General features: G+C 71.4%; 23 protein-coding genes. 10 read left to right on the plus strand and 13 right to left on the minus strand.

The window, feature by feature from the left end:
* Nucleotides 1-84: 84 nt before the first annotated feature.
* Nucleotides 85-372 (minus strand): hypothetical protein, encoded by a 288-nt coding sequence (locus ACZ7GJ_RS06800; RefSeq protein ID WP_470750097.1) that lies wholly within the window; start codon nt 370-372, stop codon nt 85-87.
* Nucleotides 373-590: 218 nt separating this feature from the next.
* Between ACZ7GJ_RS06800 and ACZ7GJ_RS06805 the strand changes: the two genes are divergently transcribed.
* Nucleotides 591-1,745 (plus strand): alpha/beta fold hydrolase, encoded by a 1,155-nt coding sequence (locus ACZ7GJ_RS06805; protein WP_470750098.1) that lies wholly within the window; start codon nt 591-593, stop codon nt 1,743-1,745.
* A 357-nt stretch (nt 1,746-2,102) separates the two neighbouring features.
* Here the strand turns inward: ACZ7GJ_RS06805 and ACZ7GJ_RS06810 are convergent, their stop codons facing one another.
* Nucleotides 2,103-2,933 carry a pentapeptide repeat-containing protein gene (locus tag ACZ7GJ_RS06810; RefSeq protein ID WP_470750099.1) on the minus strand — a complete coding sequence of 277 codons (831 nt, stop codon included), beginning with the start codon at nt 2,931-2,933 and terminating at the stop codon, nt 2,103-2,105.
* A 10-nt stretch (nt 2,934-2,943) separates the two neighbouring features.
* Entirely contained in the window at nt 2,944-3,501 is a 558-nt protein-coding gene (locus ACZ7GJ_RS06815; protein WP_470750100.1) for a GNAT family N-acetyltransferase, read from the minus strand.
* Nucleotides 3,502-3,564: 63 nt separating this feature from the next.
* Between ACZ7GJ_RS06815 and ACZ7GJ_RS06820 the strand changes: the two genes are divergently transcribed.
* From ACZ7GJ_RS06820 to ACZ7GJ_RS06840, 5 genes are all read left to right on the plus strand, one after another.
* Nucleotides 3,565-4,173 (plus strand): LysE family translocator, encoded by a 609-nt coding sequence (locus ACZ7GJ_RS06820; RefSeq protein ID WP_470750101.1) that lies wholly within the window; start codon nt 3,565-3,567, stop codon nt 4,171-4,173.
* An 85-nt stretch (nt 4,174-4,258) separates the two neighbouring features.
* The gene (locus ACZ7GJ_RS06825) at nt 4,259-5,050 is read left to right on the plus strand and encodes a thioesterase family protein (RefSeq protein WP_470750102.1); all 792 of its coding nucleotides are present in this window, start codon (nt 4,259-4,261) and stop codon (nt 5,048-5,050) included.
* 49 nt (nt 5,051-5,099) lie between these two features.
* Nucleotides 5,100-6,776, plus strand: a complete 1,677-nt coding sequence (locus ACZ7GJ_RS06830; protein WP_470750103.1) for a serine/threonine-protein kinase — start codon at nt 5,100-5,102, stop codon at nt 6,774-6,776.
* Nucleotides 6,777-6,904: 128 nt separating this feature from the next.
* Complete coding sequence (locus tag ACZ7GJ_RS06835) at nt 6,905-7,885, plus strand: C40 family peptidase (protein ID WP_470750104.1); 981 nt, start codon at nt 6,905-6,907, stop codon at nt 7,883-7,885.
* 207 nt (nt 7,886-8,092) lie between these two features.
* Entirely contained in the window at nt 8,093-8,812 is a 720-nt protein-coding gene (locus ACZ7GJ_RS06840; protein WP_470750105.1) for a phosphatase PAP2 family protein, read from the plus strand.
* 114 nt (nt 8,813-8,926) lie between these two features.
* Here ACZ7GJ_RS06840 and ACZ7GJ_RS06845 read toward each other — a convergent pair whose 3' ends face one another.
* Together ACZ7GJ_RS06845 and ACZ7GJ_RS06850 are read right to left on the minus strand one after the other, a co-directional pair.
* Nucleotides 8,927-9,142: a hypothetical protein gene (locus ACZ7GJ_RS06845; protein WP_470750106.1), complete on the minus strand. Its 216-nt coding sequence runs from the start codon at nt 9,140-9,142 to the stop codon at nt 8,927-8,929.
* 92 nt (nt 9,143-9,234) lie between these two features.
* Nucleotides 9,235-9,453, minus strand: a complete 219-nt coding sequence (locus ACZ7GJ_RS06850; protein ID WP_470750107.1) for a hypothetical protein — start codon at nt 9,451-9,453, stop codon at nt 9,235-9,237.
* Nucleotides 9,454-9,605: 152 nt separating this feature from the next.
* Here ACZ7GJ_RS06850 and ACZ7GJ_RS06855 point away from each other — a divergent pair, with 152 nt between their 5' ends.
* Together ACZ7GJ_RS06855 and ACZ7GJ_RS06860 are read left to right on the plus strand one after the other, a co-directional pair.
* Entirely contained in the window at nt 9,606-10,436 is an 831-nt protein-coding gene (locus tag ACZ7GJ_RS06855; protein WP_470750108.1) for an SCO4651 family lipoprotein, read from the plus strand.
* 147 nt (nt 10,437-10,583) lie between these two features.
* Nucleotides 10,584-10,730, plus strand: a complete 147-nt coding sequence (locus ACZ7GJ_RS06860; RefSeq protein ID WP_365925044.1) for a hypothetical protein — start codon at nt 10,584-10,586, stop codon at nt 10,728-10,730.
* A gap of 25 nt (nt 10,731-10,755) precedes the next feature.
* Here ACZ7GJ_RS06860 and ACZ7GJ_RS06865 read toward each other — a convergent pair whose 3' ends face one another.
* The gene (locus ACZ7GJ_RS06865; protein WP_365925000.1) at nt 10,756-11,094 is read right to left on the minus strand and encodes a metal-sensitive transcriptional regulator; all 339 of its coding nucleotides are present in this window, start codon (nt 11,092-11,094) and stop codon (nt 10,756-10,758) included.
* 204 nt (nt 11,095-11,298) lie between these two features.
* On the opposite strand from ACZ7GJ_RS06865, the gene ACZ7GJ_RS06870 reads away from it, so the two are divergent.
* Together ACZ7GJ_RS06870 and ACZ7GJ_RS06875 are read left to right on the plus strand one after the other, a co-directional pair.
* Nucleotides 11,299-11,919: a DUF47 domain-containing protein gene (locus ACZ7GJ_RS06870; protein ID WP_365924998.1), complete on the plus strand. Its 621-nt coding sequence runs from the start codon at nt 11,299-11,301 to the stop codon at nt 11,917-11,919.
* A 5-nt stretch (nt 11,920-11,924) separates the two neighbouring features.
* Nucleotides 11,925-12,923, plus strand: coding sequence for an inorganic phosphate transporter (locus tag ACZ7GJ_RS06875; protein WP_470750109.1), 999 nt, complete (start codon nt 11,925-11,927; stop codon nt 12,921-12,923).
* 116 nt (nt 12,924-13,039) lie between these two features.
* On the opposite strand, the gene pstB is transcribed toward ACZ7GJ_RS06875, so the two are convergent.
* The 7 genes from pstB to mshD all read right to left on the minus strand — a co-directional run bounded on the left by pstB (nt 13,040) and on the right by mshD (nt 21,834).
* Nucleotides 13,040-13,816 (minus strand): phosphate ABC transporter ATP-binding protein PstB, encoded by a 777-nt coding sequence (pstB, locus tag ACZ7GJ_RS06880; protein ID WP_470750110.1) that lies wholly within the window; start codon nt 13,814-13,816, stop codon nt 13,040-13,042.
* A gap of 29 nt (nt 13,817-13,845) precedes the next feature.
* Nucleotides 13,846-14,928, minus strand: coding sequence for a phosphate ABC transporter permease PstA (pstA, locus tag ACZ7GJ_RS06885; RefSeq protein WP_470750111.1), 1,083 nt, complete (start codon nt 14,926-14,928; stop codon nt 13,846-13,848).
* Nucleotides 14,928-15,917, minus strand: a complete 990-nt coding sequence (gene pstC / locus ACZ7GJ_RS06890; protein ID WP_393819303.1) for a phosphate ABC transporter permease subunit PstC — start codon at nt 15,915-15,917, stop codon at nt 14,928-14,930. Before pstC ends, pstA begins: the two co-directional genes overlap by 1 nt.
* Before the next feature lie 132 nt (nt 15,918-16,049).
* The gene (gene pstS, locus ACZ7GJ_RS06895) at nt 16,050-17,183 is read right to left on the minus strand and encodes a phosphate ABC transporter substrate-binding protein PstS (protein ID WP_470750112.1); all 1,134 of its coding nucleotides are present in this window, start codon (nt 17,181-17,183) and stop codon (nt 16,050-16,052) included.
* A 300-nt stretch (nt 17,184-17,483) separates the two neighbouring features.
* Nucleotides 17,484-18,428 carry a CHAD domain-containing protein gene (locus ACZ7GJ_RS06900; RefSeq protein ID WP_470750113.1) on the minus strand — a complete coding sequence of 315 codons (945 nt, stop codon included), beginning with the start codon at nt 18,426-18,428 and terminating at the stop codon, nt 17,484-17,486.
* A gap of 4 nt (nt 18,429-18,432) precedes the next feature.
* The gene (locus ACZ7GJ_RS06905) at nt 18,433-20,709 is read right to left on the minus strand and encodes an RNA degradosome polyphosphate kinase (RefSeq protein ID WP_470750114.1); all 2,277 of its coding nucleotides are present in this window, start codon (nt 20,707-20,709) and stop codon (nt 18,433-18,435) included.
* Nucleotides 20,710-20,901: 192 nt separating this feature from the next.
* On the minus strand, nt 20,902-21,834 hold the full coding sequence (gene mshD, locus ACZ7GJ_RS06910; RefSeq protein ID WP_470750115.1) for a mycothiol synthase: 933 nt from the start codon (nt 21,832-21,834) through the stop codon (nt 20,902-20,904).
* Between the last annotated feature and the right edge of the window lie 123 nt (nt 21,835-21,957).

Raw genomic sequence — 21,957 nt, forward strand, 5'->3', positions numbered from 1 at the left:
TTGGTGTGGTGGGTTTGGTGTGTTGGTCTTTTCCTTCTCTCTTTTCCTTTTTCCCCCCCCCCCCCCCCCCCCCCCCCGGCCGGGCTACGGGACGTAGGGGTTCGAGCGGAACGGTGCGAAGACGGTCCGGCCGGGGTGGATGGCGCCGATGACCAGGCCGCTGCACCAGGGGCCGCTGGTGACGAGGACCGGGTTGTCGGTGTGGTTGGTGACGACGGCCGGGCCGTTGTGGAAGACGCAGCCGTAGGGTTCGCCGATCGCGCGGTCGTTGATGACCAGTTCTCCCGAGGACGCGTGCGCGGAGCCGCCGAGGCCCAGGGCGAGGGTGGCGGCGGCCGCGAGGGTGCCGAGGGTTCTGGTCAGACGTCGCATGGTGGGGAAACCTCCAGGTGGGCCCGGTTGATGACGATCATCTTCCGGTTGCGTGGCTCACCGTATTGGCTCAACGGCGGACCGTAACGTCCGATCGGGGGGCGGGTGGGTGCGCGAGGGGCGCACAAATGTCCGGCGAGCGCTGGGTGGGCCGTCCGGTGCCGTTGGCAGCAGGGTTGTCAGTGGGGTTGTCAGTGGGGTGCGGCAGGCTTTTGGACATGACGATTCCGTGGACTCTGGCAGACATCGAGGCGGCCGTCCGGGCCGGATGGTCGGCCGAGACCTGCTCGCCCGATGACGTCGAGCGGGCGCCCTGGACGGCCGACAATCCGGCCTGGGGGCACTGCGACATCACGTCTCTGGTCGTCCAGGACATAGTCGGCGGCGAGTTGATGTGCGGTGAGGTCTGGCTGGACGGGGAGCAGCAGGGCTTCCACTGCTGGAACGTCATGCCCGGCGGGATACGGATCGACCTGACCCGGGAGCAGTTCCGGCGCGGGCAGGTGGTCACGCCGGGGCGGCCGATGGGGAAGCGGCCGGGAGGGCGGCTGCCGAGGCGGTGGGAGGAGTACCAGCTGCTGCGGCAGCGGGTGATCGACAAGCTGGGGCCGTTGCCGGGGGTCGTGGAGACCTCCGACGGGCGCCGGCTGGCCTATACGGACTTCGGCGGGCCCGGGGCGCCGCTGCTCGCGCTGCACGGGCACTTCCAGGACGGGGCGACCTTCGGGCGGCTGGCCCGGGAGGTGGGGCCGCGGTGGCGGGTGATCACGCTCGACCAGCGGGGGCACGGGGAGTCCGACCGGGCCGCGGAGTACTCGCGGGACGGGTACGTCGCGGACGCCGCGGCCCTACTGGAGCACCTGGGGCTGGGGCCGGCGGTGGTGCTGGGGCATTCGCTGGGCGGGGTCAATGCGTACCAGCTCGCGGCGCGGCGGCCGGAGCTGGTGCGGGCGGTGGTGGTCGAGGACATAGGCGCGGTGGTCGAGGGCGACCTGTCCTTCGCGGTGGGGTGGCCGCGGCGGGCCGCGAGCCGGGAGGCGCTGCTGGCGGGGACGGGCAGCTCGGCGCCGTTCCTGGCGGGGTCGCTGCGCGAGTATCCCGACGGGTGGGGTACGGCGTTCGTGCCGGAGGACATGGTGGAGTCGCAGCGCGGGCTCAACGGTGACCACTGGGCGGACTGGCTGGCGGTGCGGCGGCCGACGCTGCTGGTCCGGGGGGACCGCAGCGGGGTGCTGTCGGCGGAGCACGCGCGGGAGATGACGCTACGGCGGCCGGGGGTGCGGCTGGTGGAACTGCCGGCGGGGCACGGGGTGCACGAGGGCGACCCGGAGGGCTTCGGCGCGGCGGTACGGGAGTTTCTGGCCCGGGTGTGAGGGGCCGGCCGTGCCGGTGGCGTTGCCGGGGCGCGGTGGGGGCGCTGCGGGTGCGTGGGTGTGTGCGGCGCCGCTGCTGGGGCTCCGCCCCAGGCCCCGCGCCTCCAACGCCGGCGGGGCTGGAAATGCCCCGGAGCCGCTGCGGCGGCCCGGGTGGGGCGTTGGCGGAGTGCGCCGGCCGCGCCGAGGAGGGCCGCGGTGGTGGCCCGGGGGCTCCAGGCAGGCCGAGGGTGAGGTGGGCGTGGGCCGGAAGGCGGCGGTACTGGCAGGGGGGATCGGGCGCCTGGCGCCGGGGTGGTGTGGGCGGCTGACCCGAGCCCGCTGGGCGCGGGGAGCGGGCTGCGGGCTGCGGGTGGGTCAGGTCCAGTGGGTGGGGCGGGTGAGGGTGGGGGGGATGCGGGTGGAGGGGGTGCCCTGGGCGGCATTTAGTTGGGGCTGGGTGAGGAAGATGGCGCCGCGCAGGTCGGCGTCGCGCAGGTTGGCGTCGCGGAAGTCCGCGCCGATCAGGTCGGCCGTACGCAGGTCGGCCCGGCTGAGGTCGGCCGCGATCAGGTAGGCCCCGCGGAGGTTCGCCCCGCGCAGGTCCGCGCCGGAGAGGCGGGCGCCCATCAGGTCGGCGCCGCGGTGGTTCTTCGTGCGGCCCGGCACCTTGGCCCGTACGAGCTCGCTCGTCTTCAGGAGCAGGGCGTTGATTCCCTGGCGCAGCGCGCCCACGTCGAACGGGGCGAGGGTCTCGGCGTCGGCGCGGGTCATGGCCTCGGTCTCGGCCAGGGCCAGGCGCAGCTCCGCGTGCACGGGGCGGGCGTCGGGGAGGGTGAGCGCCTCGGTGACGTAGAAGAGCAGCTCGTGCAGCTGCCGCATCACGGGGAAGACGTCGAACATCTGGCGGGCGGTGCCGGGGTGGGTGCGCCAGTCGCGGCCGCCGAATGTGACCTGTGACACCTGCTGGCCCGCGCCGAAGCAGTCGAAGACGGTGCAGCCCTGGAAGCCCTTGTCGCGGAGCCGGGTGTGGATGCCGCAGCGGAAGTCCTGCTGGAGGTTCGAGCAGGGGGTTCCGGCGGCCTTGTTCACGGCGAAGTCGGTGGACTTGGCGAAGGGCAGGGCGACGCAGCAGAGCGCGAAGCAGTTGGCGCAGTCCGCTCGCAGGGCGGGGGCGGGGGTGGGGTTCGGGGCAGCATTCGATGGCACGGGTCCATTGTCACCGCTCGGGGGCTTCGAGTCGCATCTGGACCGCGGTCCACGGGACGCCGTCGACCTCCTCCACGCCGGGCAGTACCTCCTCGGTGCGGAAGCCGAGCTTCTCGTACAGGTGGAGCGCGGCGGTGTTGTGGGCCCAGACGCCGAGCCCGATCTCCGGGAGGCCGAGCTCGCCGAAGGCGCGTCGGATCACGAGGGTGAGCAGGGCCTCGCCCAGGCCCTGCCCGCGGGCCTCGGGGGCGATCACCACGCGGCCCAGGCGGGTGCCGTTGAGGGTGATGTGCCCGACGGGGACTGCCGCGCCCTCGGGGTCCTTGCCGCGGACCGCGGTCCAGATGTGGCGGCCGGGCTCCGCGGCGTAGGCGTCGAGCTGGGCGTCGTCGAGGGGCCAGCGGAAGCCGTTGCCGGCCCAGGTGACGAGTTCGGCCTCGGTGGTGATCCAGCTGCGCAGCCGCGCCCGGTCGCCGGGGTGGAAGGGGCGCAGGGTCAGGGCCTCGGTCGAGGCATGGGCCGGGCTCGGGGCGGTGGGCTCGTTCGGCGGCGGCGTCGTCATGGTCATGGCTCAAGTATCCGCAGAGCGAACGGCCTTGATCGAATGCCGGGGTCCGGTGAGCATCGCCCCATGACAGAAGTGATCGCAGTCGCCGTCATCACCCTCCTCGCCGTCATCAGCCCCGGCGCCGATTTCGCCATGGTGGTCCGCAACAGCTACCTCTACGGCCGCCCCACCGGGCTGTTCGCGGCCGCCGGGGTCGCGGCCGGAGTGCTGGTCCACGTCTCGTACACGATGCTCGGGGTCGGTCTGCTGATCGCCTCCTCCACCGCGCTGTTCACGGCGATCAAGCTGGCCGGAGCCGCGTACCTGGTGTGGATCGGCATCCGCACCTTCCGGGCGCGCGCCGAGGTGACCGTGGACCTGGATTCGAAGCCGCAGCTGACTCCGCTCGGAGCGATGCGCTCCGGTTTCCTGACCAACGTCCTGAACCCGAAGACCACGCTGTTCGTCGTGTCCACCTTCACGCAGGTCGTGAACCCGGACACCGGGATGTGGCAGCAGGCCGGCTACGGGCTGTTCATGTCGGCGGCGCACCTGGGCTGGTTCGCGGCGGTGGCGCTCTTCTTCTCCAACTCGCGCCTGCGCGAGCGGATGCTGAAGGCCCAGAAGGCGCTGAACCGGGCCATCGGCTCGGTGCTGGTGGGGCTCGGGGTGGGGCTGGGGTTCGCCCGCTGAGCCGGGCCGCAGGGCCGCTGCGCGGGTACCGCGTCAAGTGCCGAAGGGCTGGCAAGCCCGGTTACCAGTCGGTAGCGTGCGGGGCATGGGCACTCCCGAGGCGTTCTACGAGCGGATCGACACGGGCCGGTTCCAGGCCACCGAGTACACGCGCGGGCCGTGGGACCCCGGCTCGCAGCACGCAGGGCCGCCGGCCGCGCTGCTCGGGCGCGCCGTCGAGGAGCGGCCGGGTGCGCGCGAGGACATGCGGATCGCCCGGATCACGTACGAGATCCTGCGCCCGGTACCGATCGGCATGCTGGAGCTCACCACCAGCGTGCTGCGGGCCGGGCGCAGCACCGAGGTGGTCGAGGCCGCCCTCGGCCCCGCGGGCGGCGCGCCCGTGATGCTGGCGCGGGCCCTGCGCATCCGGGTCGCGGCCGAGGCCGTACCGGCGGTGGCGCCCGGGCCGATGCTGCCGCCGCCGGGGGAGGTGGGGGTGACCCCGTTCTTCCCGGTGCCGTGGGAGACCGGCTACCACTCCGCCATGGAGACCCGCTTCACCGAGGGCGCGTTCGTCGAGCCCGGGCCCGGCACCTGCTGGATGCGGATGAAGGTCCCGCTCATCGCGGGCGAGGAGGTCCGGGCCCTGGACCGGGTGCTGATCGCCGCCGACTCCGGCAACGGCATCAGCGCGGTCATGGACTTCGGGCGCTACGTCTTCATCAACGGCGACCTCACCGTCCACCTGCACCGCCACCCCGTCGGCGAATGGGCCTGCGTGGAGGCCCGTACGAGCGTGGACGCGGCCGGTATCGGCCTCGCGGACGCCCGGCTCCACGACGAGAAGGGCCCGATCGGACGGAGCGCGCAGAGCCTGTTCGTGGCCCCGAGGTGATCCCAACCCGGCTTCCTGGAGCGGAAGTCGGTGTGACACCCTCGGGCGGATGGAGGCCCTGAGAGACACCGATCCCGCCCACATCGGGGCGCAGGCGCTGCTGGCCCGGCTGGGCGCCGGCGGCATGGGCCAGGTGTACCTGGGGCGTTCGCCGGGTGGGCGGCTGGTGGCCGTCAAGGTGATCCGGGACGAGATCACGGGCCACCCGGAGGCGCTGGCGCGGTTCCGCCGGGAGGCGGAGACGGTACGCGCGGTGCGGTCGGCGTACACGGCGAACCTGATCGACGCCTCGCTGGCGGCGCCGCCGTACTGGATCGCCACCGAGTACGTGGCGGGCCCGACGCTCAGTCACGCCGTGGCCGAGCGGGGCGCGTTGCCCGCGGACACCTGCCGGCGGCTGTTCGCGGCGCTGGCGGAGGGGCTGGCGAGCGTCCACGCGTACGGGGTGACCCACCGGGACCTCAAGCCGCAGAACGTCATCCTGGGGGCGCAGGGGCCGCAGCTGATCGACTTCGGGATCGCGCGCGGTGTGGGCGAGACGGCCCTCACCCAGGACGGTCAGGCGCCGGGCACTCCTGGGTTCACGGCGCCGGAAGTGCTGCTGGGCGCCGAGGCCGGGGCCGGCGCCGACGTCTTCGCGCTCGGCGCGACGCTCGCGTACGCGGCGACCGGGCGGCCGCCGTTCGGCGTCGGCGCGGCTGCGACGGTGGGCTATCGGGCGGTGCACGAGCCGATCGACGTGTCGGGGGTGGAGCCGGGGCTGGCGGCGCTGATCGAGGCGTGCGTCGCGAAGGACCCGGCGCAGCGGCCGGATCCGGCCGAGGTCATCCGGCGCTGCGGGGTGCGGGACGCGCTGATCGACGATCCGGTGTACGTCGGGCTGGGCGTGTTGGGCGAGGCCGTGCCCGTGCACGAGATGCGTACACAGGGACCCGGCGTGCCGTACGCCTACACGCCGACCCGGCCCGGGAGCGCGGCGCGGCCGCAGAGCGCGGCCGCTGCCCCGCGCCGGCGGCGGACGGTGCTGTGGGTGGCCGCCGCGGTGGCCCTGGCGGTGGTGGGGACGGTGGCCGTGTGGAAGCTCCCGTTGGGAGGCAAGGGTGGCGAGGGCAGCGAGGACGACCGCGCCGGTGGCCGGAGCCCGGCCGCGCAGACGCCGGGCGGCGGCGGGCCGTCGGGGAGCCCGGTGGCGCAGTCCCCCTCCGCGCAGTCCCCCGCCGGGCCGCCCGTGTTCATCAAGCAGACCGGGCCGAACATCGACGACTTCGACCCCACCAAGGACACCTGCAAGGAACCCGAGGAAGAGCGCGCTAAGTCGGATTTTCAGATCGCTGTGACGACGGCGGAGAACGACTACACGCATCAAGTGAAGCCGGGCACCGTCCAGATCAGCTACCGGATGAAGTACGCCCCGCCGGACATGCCCGCGTACTACGTGGCGGTCGTCGTCAAGCCGCAGCACGAGATCGACGAGAGCGGCCGGTCCACCACGGTGACGGACAACCGCCAGCTCGGCTTCGTGGCCAGGGCCCGCAACATCTACGAGGGCGTCGCGACGGAGTGGAAGAACCTGACCTACCCGGACGACTTCTCCATGGAGCTGAACGGCAAGAAGGTCAAGGCGCCGCCGCTCGCCCAGGAGCCCGGCGGCTGGACGGTGGTGTTCCGGCATGCCACTTCCGACACGGAACACAAGAGCGTGTTCTGTACGGGATTCATCAGCTGAGGCGGAAGGGATCGGCCGTAAGGGCTGACCGGGACGGCCGACAGAAGGGATGATTCGACACGGGTGGCGAATGCCCTGGGAAAGGCCGCTCGATGGGGGAGGGTTGCCGGGTGCGCAGAGTCTGGGTGATGGGTGGGATCGGTTTCGGGGCGTGCCTGTGCTTCGTCGCCCTCCTCGTGGTCGGTACGTACTCGGCGGCCGCCGGTCTGGCGGGTGGTGCCGGAGGGCGGCTGGGGCTCGCCAAGGGGGCCGTACCCGGGAAGTACCAGTCGCTCGTGCAGAAGTGGGGCAACCTCTGCCCGACGCTCACGCCGGCCCTGCTCGCGGCGCAGCTCTACTCGGAGAGCGGCTGGGACCCCGACATCGTCAGTCCGGCGGACGCGCGGGGCATCGCGCAGTTCATCCCGGGTACCTGGGCCACGCACGGGATCGACGGGGACGGCGACGGCGACCGTGACATCTGGGATCCGAACGACGCCATCCCCTCGGCCGCTTCGTACGACTGCGAGCTGGCGCGCTATGTGAGCAAGGTGCCCGGAGACCCGGTCCACAACATGCTCGCGGCCTACAACGCGGGTCCGGGAGCGGTCGTCCAGCACCAGGGCGTACCGCCGTTCCGCGAGACCCAGGGCTACGTGAAGACCATCACGACCCTCGCCAAGAGCTTCGAGGCCCCCGTCGGGCGGGTGGCGCCTTCGCAGCAGGCGGCCGGGGCTATTTACTTCGCGCAGAAGCAGCTCGGGACGCTGTATCTGTGGGGTGGGAACGGGACTGCCGATCAGGGTGGGCGGTTCGACTGTTCCGGGTTGACCAAGGCGGCGTACGAGAGCGTCGGGATCGAGTTGCCGCGCGTGGCGAACGATCAGTACAACGCCGGGCCGCATCCCTCGCGGGCGGATCTGCTGCCCGGTGATCTCGTGTTCTTCTCCGACGATCTGACGAACTCTCGGGACATCCGGCACGTCGGGCTCTACGTCGGCGGCGGGTACATGGTCAACGCGCCCTACACCGGGGCCGTGATCCGCTTCGACAAGATCGACACGCCCGACTACTTCGGCGCGACCCGCGTGACCAAGGACGGGGCGGAGGCGCTGCCGAAGCGCGCCTGAGGTGGCAACTCTCCGTGAGGCAAAGGCCCTGGGCTGCGACGATGAGTCACTCTTCGATAACGTTGGGGTGATCATTCGGTGGAGAGTGGAACGTAGCCGCCAGAACGGGCGTTCCATGGACAGCAGGGCTGATCACCGGGGGCGAAGAGGCGCACACCGTGGTGCGCCCGGACGAGAACCAAGGCAAGGGCAAGGGGCCGCATCACCATGGCTGGACTCACAACTGGTGGGCCGAACCTGGATGTAAGCCTGCTGTACGAGATCAACGGACTGTCCCGGCACGCCCCGAGCGCCGTCGACCGGGCCGTCGGAGCCATCGGGGAGTACGGGTTCCTCGCGGCCCTGGTGCTCCTGGTCCTGTGGTGCTGGCGCGGTGCCCGCCGGCAGGACGAGGCCACCGCCGTCGAGTCCTTCGCCGCGCTCGTGTGGGCCCCGCTGGGCGCGGCCGCCGCCCTGCTCGTCAACATCCCGCTGCGCGAGTTCGTCGGGCGCCCGCGGCCGTTCCGGCAGCACGCCGGGGTCGAGGTGCTCGAACCCGGACTGGCCTTCGGCCGCAGCGAGTTCTCCTTCGTCAGCGACCACGCCACCCTCGCCATGGCCCTGGGCGTCGGCCTGTTCATCGCCAACCGCAAGCTCGGCTACCTCGGCATCGGCCTGGCCGTGCTGGAGGGCCTGTGCCGCGTCTACATGGGCGTCCACTACCCGACCGACGTCATCGGCGGCCTCGCCCTCGGCACCGCCGTCGTGCTGCTGCTCGCCCCGCTCGCGATGGCGCTGCTGACCCCGGTGGTGCGCCGCGTGGCCCGCGCCCGGCGCCTGGGCGTGCTCGTACGGGCCCGGGGCCGCGCGGTGCCGCTGCCGGTGGACCTCGCGCAGGCGCAGACCTCGCCGCCCGTGCGTGGGCACGAGAGCGACCTGGCCGCCTGATACGGGTTCAGCTCTGTCCGTACGACTCCCATACGGACAGCAGTACGGCCGCCAGCAGGCACAGCCCCGCCACCCCGAAGCACAGCCGCACCGCCGCCGGGCGGGGGCGCGGGGTCACGGGTCGCCGCCTTCGTCCCCGCCGCGGCGGTAGCGCGAGCGCAGCCACAGCCCGGTGGCCACGGCCGCGGCGGAGGTGACCCCGATGGCCAGGGCCACGTCGCCCGGCCCGTCCGCACTGCCCACCGGCCTGGCCCAGGCCGCGGCGGCGGACGCGAAGGAGATGAGCAGCGCCCACATCAGGGCGGCGAGTCGGGGTGCGAGTCGGGGCATGAGTCAAGGGCATCCGCTCCCGGCCGGGGCGGCCAGCGGGGCCGTCCGAACGGGCGACGCGCGCCGCGACCGGGGCGGCGGGCTGCCCCGGCCTACCCCACCGTGTGGCGGGCGGCGTCCTTGCGGGCCAGGTCGCGCGAGCGCCGCGCCGGGCCCTTCCAGCCGCAGGTGCAGACGGCCACGCAGAACGAGCCGCGATCAGCGGTGCTCGTGCTGTGGCCGGAGGGCGGTTGCGCCTGCCCCGCGGGGTCGCGGGGCAGCGGCACGGAGCCGAGTGGAGGGACCAGGGTCGCTTCGGTGTGCGGTTCCACGCCTCCACGGTACCCGGGCCGGCCCCGCCCCGTAACGCCGCCGAGGGCACTGTCCAAGAGCCCGGCCCCGTGACGGGAAACCCCGGATCTCGTTAAGCGGAGCGGGTGGGGCCTCGGGCAAACAGCGGTCACGCGTTGGGGGTTGGCAGGCGATGGTGGTGCACCAGCACAGGCGGCGGCGCGGGCGTGCGGGTGGCGCGGCGCTCACCGTCGGCGCGGCCCTGGCCGTGGCCGCGATGAGCGGGTGCGGCGGCCCGGACAGCGACGACCGGCCCCCCGCGGACCCGGCCGCAGCGGTCCGGGGCGCTGCGGACGCGCTGGCGGAGACCGGCAGCGCCCGGGCCCGTACGGCGATGGAGATGGCCACCGGCGGCACCCGGGTCACGATCCGGGGCGAGGGCGGGGTGGACTTCAAGAACCGGATGGGCCAGCTCCTGGTCATGCTCCCGGCCGACGTGAAGGGCAAGGCCGAGCACCGGCCCATCACCGAACTGCTGGTGCCCGGCGCGCTGTACATGAAGAACCGCGGCGCCGGCGTCCCCGACGACAAGTGGGTCCGGGTCGACACGACGACCCTCGCGGACGGGAACCTCGTCACGGGCGGGGCCACCGACCCGCTCACCGCGGCCGAGCTGCTCCGGGGCGCGCAGGAGGTGACGTACGTCGGGGAGACCGAGGTGGCCGGCACCAAGGTGCGGCACTACCGGGGCACCACCGACATCGCGCGGGCCGCGCGCAGCGCCTCGCCTGGCGTGCGGGGCGCCCTGGAGGCGGCGGCGAAAGGGTTCAGCAAGGACAACGTGCCCTTCGACGCGTACCTCGACGAGCAGGGTCGGCTGCGCAAGGTCCGCCACCGCTTCACCTACGTCAACGATGGCGTGATCGATGTGTCATCGACCACGCTGCTCTACGGCTTCGGGACCCCGGTGACGGTCGTATTGCCGGCAAGCGGGGACATTTACGCCGGGAAGATCGCCGACTAGCCGGCCGGGCCCTGCGGGGGCGGCGCGATCGGGCCATGGGCCGGTAGCCGGAAATGGTCCTTCCGTGTCATGCGCACCGCGCCCCGCCCTCCCTACGCTGAGACGACGAGCGCCGACGACCGATGGCGGCAGATAGAGGTGACACGCGTGACTCCCGCAGGCGGTACGACGGTGCAGGACCACGTGGCGCTCGCCGAGATCGAACTGTGCGGTGAGCTGATCATCGCGGCCTCCGCGGCGGAGGAGGACCGGCTCAGCCTGGACCGGATCGACGAGGTCCTGCTCGGCCTCTAGGAGGCCGGGAGGCCCCAGCCGGACGTCAGGTGCGCAGCAGGCGCGCGATGGCCTTCGTGGCTTCCTCGACCTTGGCGTCGATCTCCGCCCCGCCCTTGACCGCCGCGTCGGCGACGCAGTGCCGCAGGTGCTCCTCCAGCAGCTGGAGCGCGAAGGACTGGAGCGCCTTCGTGCTCGCCGAGACCTGGGTGAGTATGTCGATGCAGTAGACGTCCTCGTCGACGAGCCGCTGCAGGCCCCTGATCTGGCCCTCGATGCGGCGCAGCCGCTTGAGGTGCTCGTCCTTCTGGTGGTGGTAGCCGTGCACCGCCGGCGCTTCCGTGCCGGTTTCGGCTCCGGAGCCCTCCGCCTCGATGGTGGTCATGCGTCCTCCCGTGGTCCGGAACGGGGGATGCATGGCGATACATACCCCTCGTGGGTATAGGGTACCGGCCCGCGGCCGCAGGGGCAGGGGGCCGACGTCCCCACTCTGCCTGATGGAGGACACTGGGGAACCGCCGGTTAGCCGTGGCCGGGGGATGCGCCTAGCATCAGCCTGACCGAATCCAATGCACCCCGAGGACCTCACGTGCGATTTCGTCTGACCCCCAGGGAGACGAGCTTCTACGACATGTTCGCCGCATCCGCGGACAACATCGTCACGGGCTCCAAGCTCCTGATGGAACTGCTCGGAGCGGACTCCTCCGCCCGGGCCGAGATCGCGGAGCGGATGCGGGCGGCGGAGCACGCGGGGGACGACGCCACCCACGCGATCTTCCACCAGCTCAACTCCTCCTTCATCACGCCGTTCGACCGCGAGGACATCTACAACCTCGCCTCGTGCCTCGACGACATCATGGACTTCATGGAGGAGGCGGTCGACCTGGTCGTCCTCTACAACGTGGAGGAGCTCCCCAAGGGCGTCGAGCAGCAGATCGAGGTGCTGGCGCGCGCGGCCGAGCTGACCGCAGAGGCCATGCCGCACCTGCGGACGATGGACAACCTCACCGAGTACTGGATCGAGGTCAACCGTCTGGAGAACCAGGCCGACCAGATCCACCGCAAGCTGCTCGCCCAGCTCTTCAACGGCAAGTACGACGCCATTGAGGTGCTGAAGCTCAAGCAGATCGTCGACGTGCTCGAAGAGGCGGCCGACGCGTTCGAGCACGTTGCGAACACGGTGGAGACCATCGCGGTCAAGGAGTCCTGAACCTCGTGGACACCTTCGCTCTGGTCGTGACCATCGGTGTCGCGCTCGGCTTTACCTATACGAACGGTTTCCACGACTCCGCGAACGCGATCGCTACGTCGGTCTCGACGCGGGCGCTGACCCCGCGGGCCGCGCTCGCGATGGCCGCGGTGATGAACCTCGCCGGTGCCTTCCTGGGCAGCGGGGTCGCCAAGACGGTCAGCAAGGGCCTGATCGAGACGCCCCACGGGAACCGGGGCATGTGGATCCTCTTCGCGGCGCTGGTCGGCGCGATCGTGTGGAACCTGATCACCTGGTACTTCGGCCTGCCCTCGTCCTCCTCGCACGCCCTGTTCGGCGGCATGGTGGGCGCGGCGCTGGCCGGCGGCATCGACGTCCTGTGGGACGGCGTGGTCGAGAAGGTCGTCATCCCGATGTTCGTCTCGCCGGTCGTCGGTCTGGTGGCCGGTTACCTGGTGATGGTCGCCATCCTGTGGATCTTCCGCCGGGCCAACCCGCACAAGGCCAAGCGCGGCTTCCGTATCGCGCAGACGGTGTCGGCGGCGGCCATGGCCCTGGGCCACGGCCTCCAGGACGCGCAGAAGACGATGGGCATCGTCGTGATGGCGCTGGTCATCGCCGACGTGCAGGGCGCCGACGAGGCGATCCCGATCTGGGTCAAGGTCGTGTGCGCCGTGATGCTGTCGCTGGGCACGTACGCGGGCGGCTGGCGCATCATGCGGACCCTCGGCCGGAAGATCATCGAGCTGGACCCGCCGCAGGGCTTCGCGGCGGAGACCACCGGCGCCTCGATCATGTTCGGCTCGGCGTTCCTCTTCCACGCGCCGATCTCCACCACCCACGTGATCACCTCGGCGATCATGGGTGTGGGTGCGACCAAGCGGGTGAACGCGGTCCGCTGGGGCGTCGCCAAGAACATCATCCTGGGCTGGTTCATCACCATGCCGGCCGCGGCCCTGGTCGCCGCGGTCAGCTTCTGGATCGTGAACCTCGCGTTCGTGTAGCGCGCCGGGAAACGAAAGCGGGCCGGCTCCCCCCACCCAGGGGGAGCCGGCCCTCTTTCTTTCGCCTTGCGGTGGCACCGCCATGCAGCACCGCAGGACGTTCAGAACATCCCGGTTTAGCCGAAGCGGCCGGAGATGTAGTCCTCGGTCGCCTGGACGGACGGGTTCGAGAAGATCCGGTCCGTGTCGTCGATCTCTATGAGCTTGCCCGGCTGGCCGACCGCCGACAGGTTGAAGAAGGCGGTGCGGTCCGAGACGCGGGCCGCCTGCTGCATGTTGTGCGTCACGATGACGATCGTGAAGCGCTCCTTGAGCTCGCCGATCAGGTCCTCGATCGCGAGGGTGGAGATCGGGTCGAGGGCCGAGCAGGGCTCGTCCATCAGGAGGACCTGCGGCTCGACCGCGATGGCGCGGGCGATGCACAGGCGCTGCTGCTGGCCGCCGGAGAGGCCGGAGCCGGGCTTGTTCAGGCGGTCCTTGACCTCGTTCCAGAGGTTGGCGCCCTGGAGGGACTTCTCCACGATGTCCTGGAGCTCGGCCTTCTTGAAGGAGCCGTTCAGCCGCAGGCCCGCCGCCACGTTGTCGAAGATCGACATGGTGGGGAAGGGGTTCGGGCGCTGGAAGACCATGCCGACCGTGCGGCGGACCGCGACCGGGTCCACGCCGGGGCCGTACAGGTTCTCGTCGTCCAGGAGCACCTTGCCCTCGACGCGGCCCCCGGGGGTGACCTCGTGCATGCGGTTCAGGGTGCGCAGGAAGGTGGACTTGCCGCAGCCGGACGGGCCGATGAAGGCGGTCACGGAGCGCGGCTCCACGGTCATCGAGATGTCATCGATGGCCTTGTGGCTGCCGTAGAAGGCGGACAGTCCGCTGACGTCGATTCGCTTTGCCATGAGGGGTCACTTCGCTTTCAGGAGTCGCGTCAGCGACCGGTCTTCGGGGCCTTCCAGCGGGCGATGCCGCGGGCCACCAGATTGAGGATCATGACGAAGGCGATCAGGACGAGCGCTGCGGCCCATGCCCGGTCGTAGGAGGCTTCACTGCCGACCTTGTACTGCTCCCAGATGTAGAGGGGGAGCGAGGACTGAGCACCTTCGAAGGGGTTTCCGTTGATCAGCTGGGAGCCGAAGACCAGCAGCATGATCGGCGCGGTCTCACCGGCGATGCGGGCCACTGCCAGCATGACACCGGTGGAGATTCCGCCGATGGCCGTGGGCAGCACGACCTTGAGGATCACGCGCCATTTCGGCACACCGAGGGCCAGGGCGGCCTCGCGCAGCTCGTTCGGGACGAGCTTGAGCATCTCCTCGGTGGAGCGGACCACGACGGGCATCATCAGGATCGACAGGGCCATCGCGCCGGCGAAGCCGGAGGGGCCGAAGCCGAGCATCAGGTTCCAGGTCGTCAGGATGAACAGACCCGCGACGATGGAGGGGATGCCGGTCATGACGTCCACGAAGAACGTCACGGCCTTGGCGAGCGTGCCCTTGCCGTACTCGACCAGGTAGACGGCGGTCAGCAGGCCGATGGGGGCCGCGATCACGGTGGCCAGGCCGACCTGCTCGATGGTGCCGAGCAGCGCGTGGTAGACGCCGCCGCCCTGGTCGAAGCTGGTCACGCCGTTCATGGAGTGGCTGAGGAAGTTGCCGTCGAGGAGCTTGAAGCCGCGGCTGACCGTGGTCCACATCAGCGAGAGCAGCGGGACGACCGCGAGGACGAAGCAGACCCATACGACGGAGGTCGCGACGCGGTCCTTGGCCTGGCGGCGGTTCTCGATCACCGCGCTGGAGGTGTACGTCACGGCGACGAACAGGAGGGCGGCGATCAGACCCCACTGCACCTTGCTGTCGAGGCCGAAGACGGCGCCGATGCCGCAGCCGAGGGCGGTCGAGAGGACCGCGATGGCGGCGGGGGCCCAGCGCGGCAGGCCGCCCCGGGTGAGGCTGGCGGGGGCTACGGACCTGGTGGCGCGGCTGGGGCGCTGGTCCTGGAGTGCGTGGCTCATCAGGCGTTCGCCCCCGAGAAGTCCTTGCGGCGAGCGATGATCAGGCGCGCGGCGCCGTTGACGAGCAGGGTGAGCAGGAAGAGCACGAGACCGGAGGCGATCAGTGCGTCCCGGCCGAACTCGTTGGCCTCGTCGAACTTCGCGGCGATGTTCTGCGCGAAGGTGCCGCCGCCCGGGTTGAGGACGTGGAACGAGATCAGGAAGCTCGGGGAGAGGACGGTCGCGACGGCCATGGTCTCGCCGAGCGCGCGGCCGAGGCCGAGCATCGAGGCGGAGATGACGCCGGAGCGGCCGAAGGGCAGCACGGCCATCCGGATGACCTCCCAGCGGGTCGCGCCGAGGGCCAGGGCGGCCTCCTCGTTCATGCGCGGGACCTGGAGGAAGACCTCGCGGCTGACGCTGGTCACGATCGGCAGGATCATGATCGCGAGCAGGATGCCGACGGTGAAGAGCGAGCGGGCGACGCCGACCTGGGTCTTCTCGAAGACGTAGGTCCAGCCCAGGTACTCGTCCAGCCAGAGGTTCAGGCCGTTCAGCTGCGGGACGAGGAAGAGGGCGCCCCAGATGCCGTAGATGATCGACGGCACGGCGGCCAGCAGGTCGACCACGTAGGCGAGGGGTGCGGCCAGCTTGCGCGGCGCGTAGTGCGAGATGAACAGGGCGATGCCGACGGCGATCGGAACCGCGATGGCCATCGCGATGATCGAGCTGACGACGGTGCCGAAGAGCAGGACGGCGATGCCGAAGACGGGCGGGTTGGCCGACGCGTTCCAGTCGAAGGTGGTGAGGAAGTTCCCCTCGTTCTTCGACAGGGCGATCGAGGCGCGGTAGGTGAGGAAGGCGGCGATCGACGCCATGATCACCAGGAGCAGGATGCCGGAGCCCTTGGAGAGCCCCGCGAAGATCTTGTCACCGGCGCGGCCGGTGGACCTTCCGCTCTTGGAGACAGGCGGAGCCGTGTCTATCTGGGTGGGTGTGGTGGAAGCCATGTTCTTTCCGGTCTGGATGGGGGCGGGCCCCCGGGCGGCGGTGCACCGGATTCCCCCGGGTGGAGGGGGAGGGTCCCTGGGGGTGGCCGGCCGTCTCGGACGGGAGGGGCCGGCCACCCCAGGGGTCAGGATTTAGCCGAGGTTCTTGATGACCTCGCGGACCTTGGCGTTGATCTCGGCGGGGATCGGCGCGTAGCCGTTCTCCAGGAGGACCTTCTGGCCCGCGTCCGAGGCCGCGTAGTTCAGGAAGGACTTCACGGTCGGGAGCGTCTCGGCCTTGTTGCCCTTGTCGCAGACGACCTCGTACGTCACCAGGACGAGCGGGTAGGCGCCCTCGGCCTTGGTGGTGTAGTCGAGCTTCAGCGCCAGGTCGGAGCCCGTGCCGGCGACCTTGGCGGCGGCGATGGCCTTGGAGGCGTTCTCACCGGTGGCCTTGACCGGGGCGGCGGCGCCCGTGTTCAGGTCGACCGTCTTGATGCTCTGCGAGCTGGCGAAGGAGAGCTCGAAGTAGCCGATCGCACCGTCGACCTGCTTGACCTGGGCGGCGACACCGGCGGAGCCGGAGGCGGCCTGGCCGCCCGGGGCGGCCCACTTCTTCGCGGCCTCGTACGGCCAGGCGTCGGCGGCGGTGGCCTTGAGGTACTTGGTGACGTTCTCGGTGGTGCCCGAGTCGTCGGAGCGGTGGAAGGCCTGGATGGCGGTGGAGGGAAGCGTGACGCCGGGGTTCAGCTTCTTGATCGCCTCGTCGTCCCACTTCTTGATCTTGTCGTTGAAGATGTTGGCGATCGTGGCGGCGTCGAGGTTCAGCTTGTCCACGCCGGCGATGTTGAAGCCGAGGGCGACCGGGCCGCCGACCATCGGCAGGTTGACGCCCTGGCCACCGGTGCAGATCTTCTTCGACTCCTCGACCTGCTCCGGCTTCAGCGCCGAGTCGGAGCCGGCGAAACCGACGGTGCCCTGGTTGAAGGCGACGATGCCCTCACCGGAGGAGGAGGACTTGTAGTTGACCTCGACGCCGGAGCAGGCGGCCATGTAGTTCTTCACCCACAGCTCGACCGCGTTCTTCTGCGCGGAGGAGCCCGAAGCCAGGAGCTTGCCCTTGGCGTCGTCGCACTTGATGTCGCTCACCGGGGCCGACGGCTTGCCGGAAGCGCCGTTGTCCTTGGTGTTGTCGTCCGAGCCGCACGCCGTGAGGACCAGGGCGCCGGACACGACAAGCGCACCGAGGGCGGAGGCACGAAGCATGTTCTTGCGCTGAAGCTTCACTTTCGGGTGTTCCTTCCAGAAGCCGCCGGCCGCTTTCTGTATCGGGGCGGCGTGCGAAGAGGACTACGTCGGTTTGCCCGGCCGGCCGCTCTTCTCGTTCGCGACTCTCACCGTGCACCACCGAAATTAGGCAGATCAGGTGAAGCGGCCGACCGGGCCGGGTGAACGGATGGTGAACCATGGCGGACGGCATGGTGTGGGAGGCCGGAGCGACACCTGGGCGTCGGTGGGCGTTATCCACCCGTTACCGTTGCGTGACCGCGCGGACGCCCGCACCCGCACTCCTGCCCCGCGCCTCCCTCAGGAAACGGCGGGCGCCGGCTGCCACAGGTCGTGGAAGGTGAACCGGGCGGCCTCCACCTCGTGGCGCTGGTCGGCGTGCAGGACGCCCAATGCGTACGCCGTCGCCGGGGCGATCCGCGGCGTGCGCGCGGCCGTCGCCGAGGCGGCCGCCGCCTCGGCCGCGTCGCGGTGGCGGTCCAGGGCCTCGCCCGCGACCGCCAGCCGGGCCACGTCCTCGCCCAGCGTCTCGCGCGCGTAGCGGTGGACCCGCAGCAGGCGGCGCACCTCGTTCCAGGGGCCGTCGTGGTCCGGGTTGTACGGGTGCGCCTCCGGGGCGGGGGGCAGTACCTCCACCGCCGCCGTCAGGCGGGTTTCGGCCACCGCCGCCAGCGGGACCAGGACCTCGCCCACCCGCCCGCGGGCCGCGACGGGGTCCAGCGGCACCTCAGAAGCCAGCACCGCCACCGCGTCGGCCACCGCGTGGAACCGCGAGGAGCCCAGCGCCTGGAGGGTCGCGGAGTGCGCGCGGGTCCGGGCCAGGGTCAGCTGGCGCTCCAGCAGGGCGCCCGCCCGGGCCGAGCCCACGGTGAGCGACCCGGCCGCCGCCGCGCCGCGCGGGGCCGGGAACTCCGGGGAGCCCGACAGCCGGTGCAGGGCGTCCATCAGCCGGGTGAGGCGGGCGGCGTACGCGTGCTCGTCGGCCAGCGTCGAGGACAGCCACACCAGCTCGGTGCGCAGCGCGTCGGCCCAGGCGGACTCGGTCACCACCCGGAACGTGGCCAGGGAACCGCTGATCCGGCGCGCGGCCCCCCGCAGGCTGCGCGCCGCGTCGCTGCCCTCCGCGGCGTCGGCCCCGCTCTCCTCGTGCAGGCGCAGCCCGCGCAGGAAAGCGGTGGCCTGGGCCCGCAGGTACGCGCCGAGCACCTCGCCCGCGGTACCTGCCGTACCCGCTGTACCCGCCATCAGGTCATGGTTTGGCTGAGCCACGCCGGCGCCTCCGGGCGTCTATGAGCATCTCCTGAACGTGCCGCAGCGGCTGGCCCTCGCTGTCCGTGCTGTGCCGGGTCCATTCGCCGTCCGGTCCCAGGTGCCAGGAGGAGGTGGCGTCGGACATGCCGGTTGCCAGAAGCCGGTCCAGTGCCGCGCGGTGGGCCGGGTCGGCGACCCTGACCAGTGCCTCGATACGGCGGTCGAGGTTGCGGTGCATCATGTCGGCGCTGCCGATGTACACCTCGGGTTCGCCGCCGTTGCCGAAGGCGAAGAGCCGCGAGTGCTCCAGGAAGCGGCCGAGGATCGAGCGGACCCGGATGTTCTCCGAGAGCCCCGGGACGCCGGGGCGCACGGCGCAGATGCCGCGGACCCAGATGTCGATCGGGACGCCCGCCCGGGAGGCCTGGTAGAGCGAGTCGATGAGGGCCTCGTCGACGATCGAGTTCATCTTCAGGCGCACGTACGCGGGGCGGCCGGCCCGGTGGTGCTCGGCCTCCTTGTCGATCCGCGAGACCAGGCCGTCGCGCAGCGAGCGCGGGGCGACGAGCAGCCGGCGGTAGGTCTCGCGGCGCGAGTAGCCGGACAGCCGGTTGAACAGGTCGGAGAGGTCCGCGCCGACCTGCGGGTCGGCGGTGAGCAGGCCGAGGTCCTCGTAGAGCCGGGCGGTCTTGGGGTGGTAGTTGCCGGTGCCGACGTGCGAGTAGCGGCGCAGCTGCTCCCCCTCCTGGCGGACCACGAGGGAGAGCTTGCAGTGGGTCTTGAGGCCGACGAGCCCGTAGACGACGTGGCAGCCGGACTCCTCCAGCTTGCGCGCCCACTTGATGTTGGCCTGCTCGTCGAAGCGGGCCTTGATCTCGACGAGTACGAGGACCTGCTTGCCGGACTCGGCGGCGTCGATCAGGGCGTCGACGATCGGGGAGTCGCCGGAGGTGCGGTACAGCGTCTGCTTGATCGCGAGGACGTCCGGGTCGGCGGCGGCCTGCTCCAGGAAGGCCTGCACCGAGGTGGAGAAGGAGTCGTACGGGTGGTGCAGCAGCACGTCCCGCTCGCGCAGCGCGGCGAAGATGTCGGGCGCGGAGGCGGACTCGACCTCGGCGAGGTCGCGGTGGGTGCCGGCGATGAACTTCGGGTACTTCAGCTCGGGCCGGTCCAGCGAGGCGATACCGAAGAGCCCGGTCAGGTCCAGCGGTCCGGGCAGCGGGTAGACCTCGGCGGCGGAGATGTTCAGCTCCTGTACGAGGAGGTCCAGGATGCCGGGGTCGATGGCCTCCTCGACCTCCAGGCGCACCGGCGGCCCGAAGCGGCGCCGCATGAGCTCCTTCTCCAGGGCCTGGAGGAGGTTCTCGGCGTCGTCCTCCTCGACCTCCAGGTCCTCGTTGCGGGTCACGCGGAACATGTGGTGCGCGAGCACCTCCATGCCCGGGAACAGCTCCTCCAGGTGCGCGGCGATGACGTCCTCCAGCGGGACGTAGCGCTGCGGGGAGGCCTCCAGGAAGCGGGAGAGGAGCGGCGGGACCTTGACGCGGGCGAAGTGGCGGTGGCCGCTGACGGGGTTGCGCACGACGACCGCGAGGTTCAGCGAGAGGCCCGAGATGTACGGGAAGGGGTGCGCGGGGTCCACGGCCAGCGGGGTGAGCACCGGGAAGATCTGGTTGCGGAACAGGGTGAAGAGGCGGGCCTGCTCCTTCTCGCTGAGGTCGGGCCAGCGGATCAGGTGGATGCCCTCCTCGGCCAGCGCGGAGGAGATGTCCTGCTGGAAGCAGGCGGCGTGGCGGGCCATGAGCTCGCGCGAGCGGGTCCAGATGAGGTCCAGCACCTCACGGGGCTGGAGGCCTGAGGCCGAACGGGTGGCGACGCCCGTCGCGATGCGCCGCTTGAGGCCGGCGACGCGGACCATGAAGAACTCGTCGAGGTTGCTCGCGAAGATCGCCAGGAAGTTCGCGCGCTCCAGCAGCGGGGTCGTCGGGTCCTCGGCGAGCTCCAGCACCCGCTCGTTGAAGGCGAGCCAGCTGCGCTCCCGGTCGAGGAAGCGCCCGGGGGGCAGCTCTCCGCCGTCCTTGTCGTCGTAGGCGTCCAGATCCGCGTCGAGATCGGGTTCGAGGTCCACGTGGGGCCGGTGCGCCGCTATGGAGCCCAGGCGCGCGTGCGCTCCGGAGACCGCGCGCGAGGCGACGGCTTCCGCGGAGGCCGCGGAGCTGTGGGACGGGTGCTGGGAGGGGACCTCGGTGGGGCCTGCGCTGGGCTTGTGGCTCATGACTCCATTGTTCCGCGCACGCGGCAGGACAGGCGCGTCGGAAGTGTCGGCCGTCAGACGGAGTCGGGGCTGCATGCGGGGAGAGTCGCAAGCGCGTCTTAATGCCCGGTTAATGGCGTGTGGCTTCCAGGGTCAGCCTGGGCGGCCGAGCCGTTTCCGGGTCGCCCGGAGGCGACCCGGCGCCGGCTCCGCTCAGCTCTCCGTGCGGTACATCAGGTCGACCTCGTGGGTGGTGAAGCCGAGGCCTTCGTAGACGGCGAGGGCCGCCGGGTTGTCGGCGTCCACGTAGAGCATCGCCGTGGGCAGGCCGGCGTCGGCCAGGTGGCGCAGGCCGATCGCGGTGAGGGCCTTGCCGAGGCCGCCGCCCTGGGCCCCGGGGCGGACGCCGACGACGTAGACCTCGCCGAGCTGCTGCTCGCGGTGGATCTTCGTCCAGTGGAAGCCGACGAGCTCGCCGCCCTTCTCCGCGAGGAAGAAGCCCTTCGCGTCGAACCAGGGCTGCGCGATCCGGTCGTTGAGGTCCCGCTGCGTCAGCGAGCCCTGCTCGGGGTGGTGGGCGAAGGCGTCGGCGTTGGCCGCGAGCCAGGCCGCGTCGTCGCTGCCGGGTACGAAGGTGCGTACGGTCACACCCGCCGGCAGGGTCGCCGCCGGCAGGGCGGGGGCGTCCGCACCGAGCGGGCGGCGCAGCTGGCGCAGCTCGCGGAAGAGGGTCAGGCCGAGCACCTGGGCGAGGTGGCGGGCGGCCGACTTGCCGCCGTGCGCCCACACCCGGATCCGCTTGCCGGAGGCGGCCAGCAGGGCGCTGCCCAGGGCCCGGCCGTGGCCGCGGCCGCGCATCGCGGGGTGTACGACGAGCTCGGCGGCCGGGGCCTCCACCGCGTCGGTGTCCTCCAGCTGCCCGTAGCCGGCGAGCCGCCCCTTCTCGGTGAGGAGGAAGTGCCGGATGCCCTCGCGCGGGCCGCCGCGCAGCTGGAGGCGGCCCTGCTCGGACACGGCGGTGGTGCCGTCCGTACGCGCCGCGTCCTCGATGAGGGCGAGCACGGCGTCGGCCTGTTCCTCCGTCAGCTCGTCGAGGGTCTCAATCTGCCGTCCCGGCTCCAGGGCCGCTGCTGCGTCGTCAGTCATAGGCCGAGCCTACGACCGCGGGGGGCGCGGGCGGGAGCGCGGCCCGGGGTCCCGGCGGTGATCCGCCTTCTGCATGTAACCAGCTCGATACCCGGTACCCCCTGTCGTGCTACGCGCGTTGAC

The sequence above is a fragment of the Streptomyces sp. NPDC037242 genome (genome assembly GCF_055604165.1).

Excerpts from the sequence above, each read along its gene's own strand:
- ACZ7GJ_RS06840 (WP_470750105.1), top strand. The coding sequence starts at position 8,093 with ATGGCTGGACTCACAACTGGTGGGCCGAACCTGGATGTAAGCCTGCTG.
- ACZ7GJ_RS06835 (WP_470750104.1), top strand. The coding sequence starts at position 6,905 with ATGGGTGGGATCGGTTTCGGGGCGTGCCTGTGCTTCGTCGCCCTCCTC.
- mshD (WP_470750115.1), bottom strand. The coding sequence starts at position 21,834 with ATGACTGACGACGCAGCAGCGGCCCTGGAGCCGGGACGGCAGATTGAG.
- ACZ7GJ_RS06845 (WP_470750106.1), bottom strand. The coding sequence starts at position 9,142 with ATGCCCCGACTCGCACCCCGACTCGCCGCCCTGATGTGGGCGCTGCTC.
- ACZ7GJ_RS06905 (WP_470750114.1), bottom strand. The coding sequence starts at position 20,709 with ATGAGCCACAAGCCCAGCGCAGGCCCCACCGAGGTCCCCTCCCAGCAC.
- ACZ7GJ_RS06825 (WP_470750102.1), top strand. The coding sequence starts at position 4,259 with ATGGGCACTCCCGAGGCGTTCTACGAGCGGATCGACACGGGCCGGTTC.
- ACZ7GJ_RS06800 (WP_470750097.1), bottom strand. The coding sequence starts at position 372 with ATGCGACGTCTGACCAGAACCCTCGGCACCCTCGCGGCCGCCGCCACC.
- pstA (WP_470750111.1), bottom strand. The coding sequence starts at position 14,928 with ATGAGCCACGCACTCCAGGACCAGCGCCCCAGCCGCGCCACCAGGTCC.
- ACZ7GJ_RS06820 (WP_470750101.1), top strand. The coding sequence starts at position 3,565 with ATGACAGAAGTGATCGCAGTCGCCGTCATCACCCTCCTCGCCGTCATC.
- ACZ7GJ_RS06805 (WP_470750098.1), top strand. The coding sequence starts at position 591 with ATGACGATTCCGTGGACTCTGGCAGACATCGAGGCGGCCGTCCGGGCC.
- ACZ7GJ_RS06865 (WP_365925000.1), bottom strand. The coding sequence starts at position 11,094 with ATGACCACCATCGAGGCGGAGGGCTCCGGAGCCGAAACCGGCACGGAA.
- ACZ7GJ_RS06855 (WP_470750108.1), top strand. The coding sequence starts at position 9,606 with ATGGTGGTGCACCAGCACAGGCGGCGGCGCGGGCGTGCGGGTGGCGCG.
- pstB (WP_470750110.1), bottom strand. The coding sequence starts at position 13,816 with ATGGCAAAGCGAATCGACGTCAGCGGACTGTCCGCCTTCTACGGCAGC.
- ACZ7GJ_RS06900 (WP_470750113.1), bottom strand. The coding sequence starts at position 18,428 with ATGGCGGGTACAGCGGGTACGGCAGGTACCGCGGGCGAGGTGCTCGGC.
- ACZ7GJ_RS06830 (WP_470750103.1), top strand. The coding sequence starts at position 5,100 with ATGGAGGCCCTGAGAGACACCGATCCCGCCCACATCGGGGCGCAGGCG.
- ACZ7GJ_RS06815 (WP_470750100.1), bottom strand. The coding sequence starts at position 3,501 with ATGACCATGACGACGCCGCCGCCGAACGAGCCCACCGCCCCGAGCCCG.
- pstC (WP_393819303.1), bottom strand. The coding sequence starts at position 15,917 with ATGGCTTCCACCACACCCACCCAGATAGACACGGCTCCGCCTGTCTCC.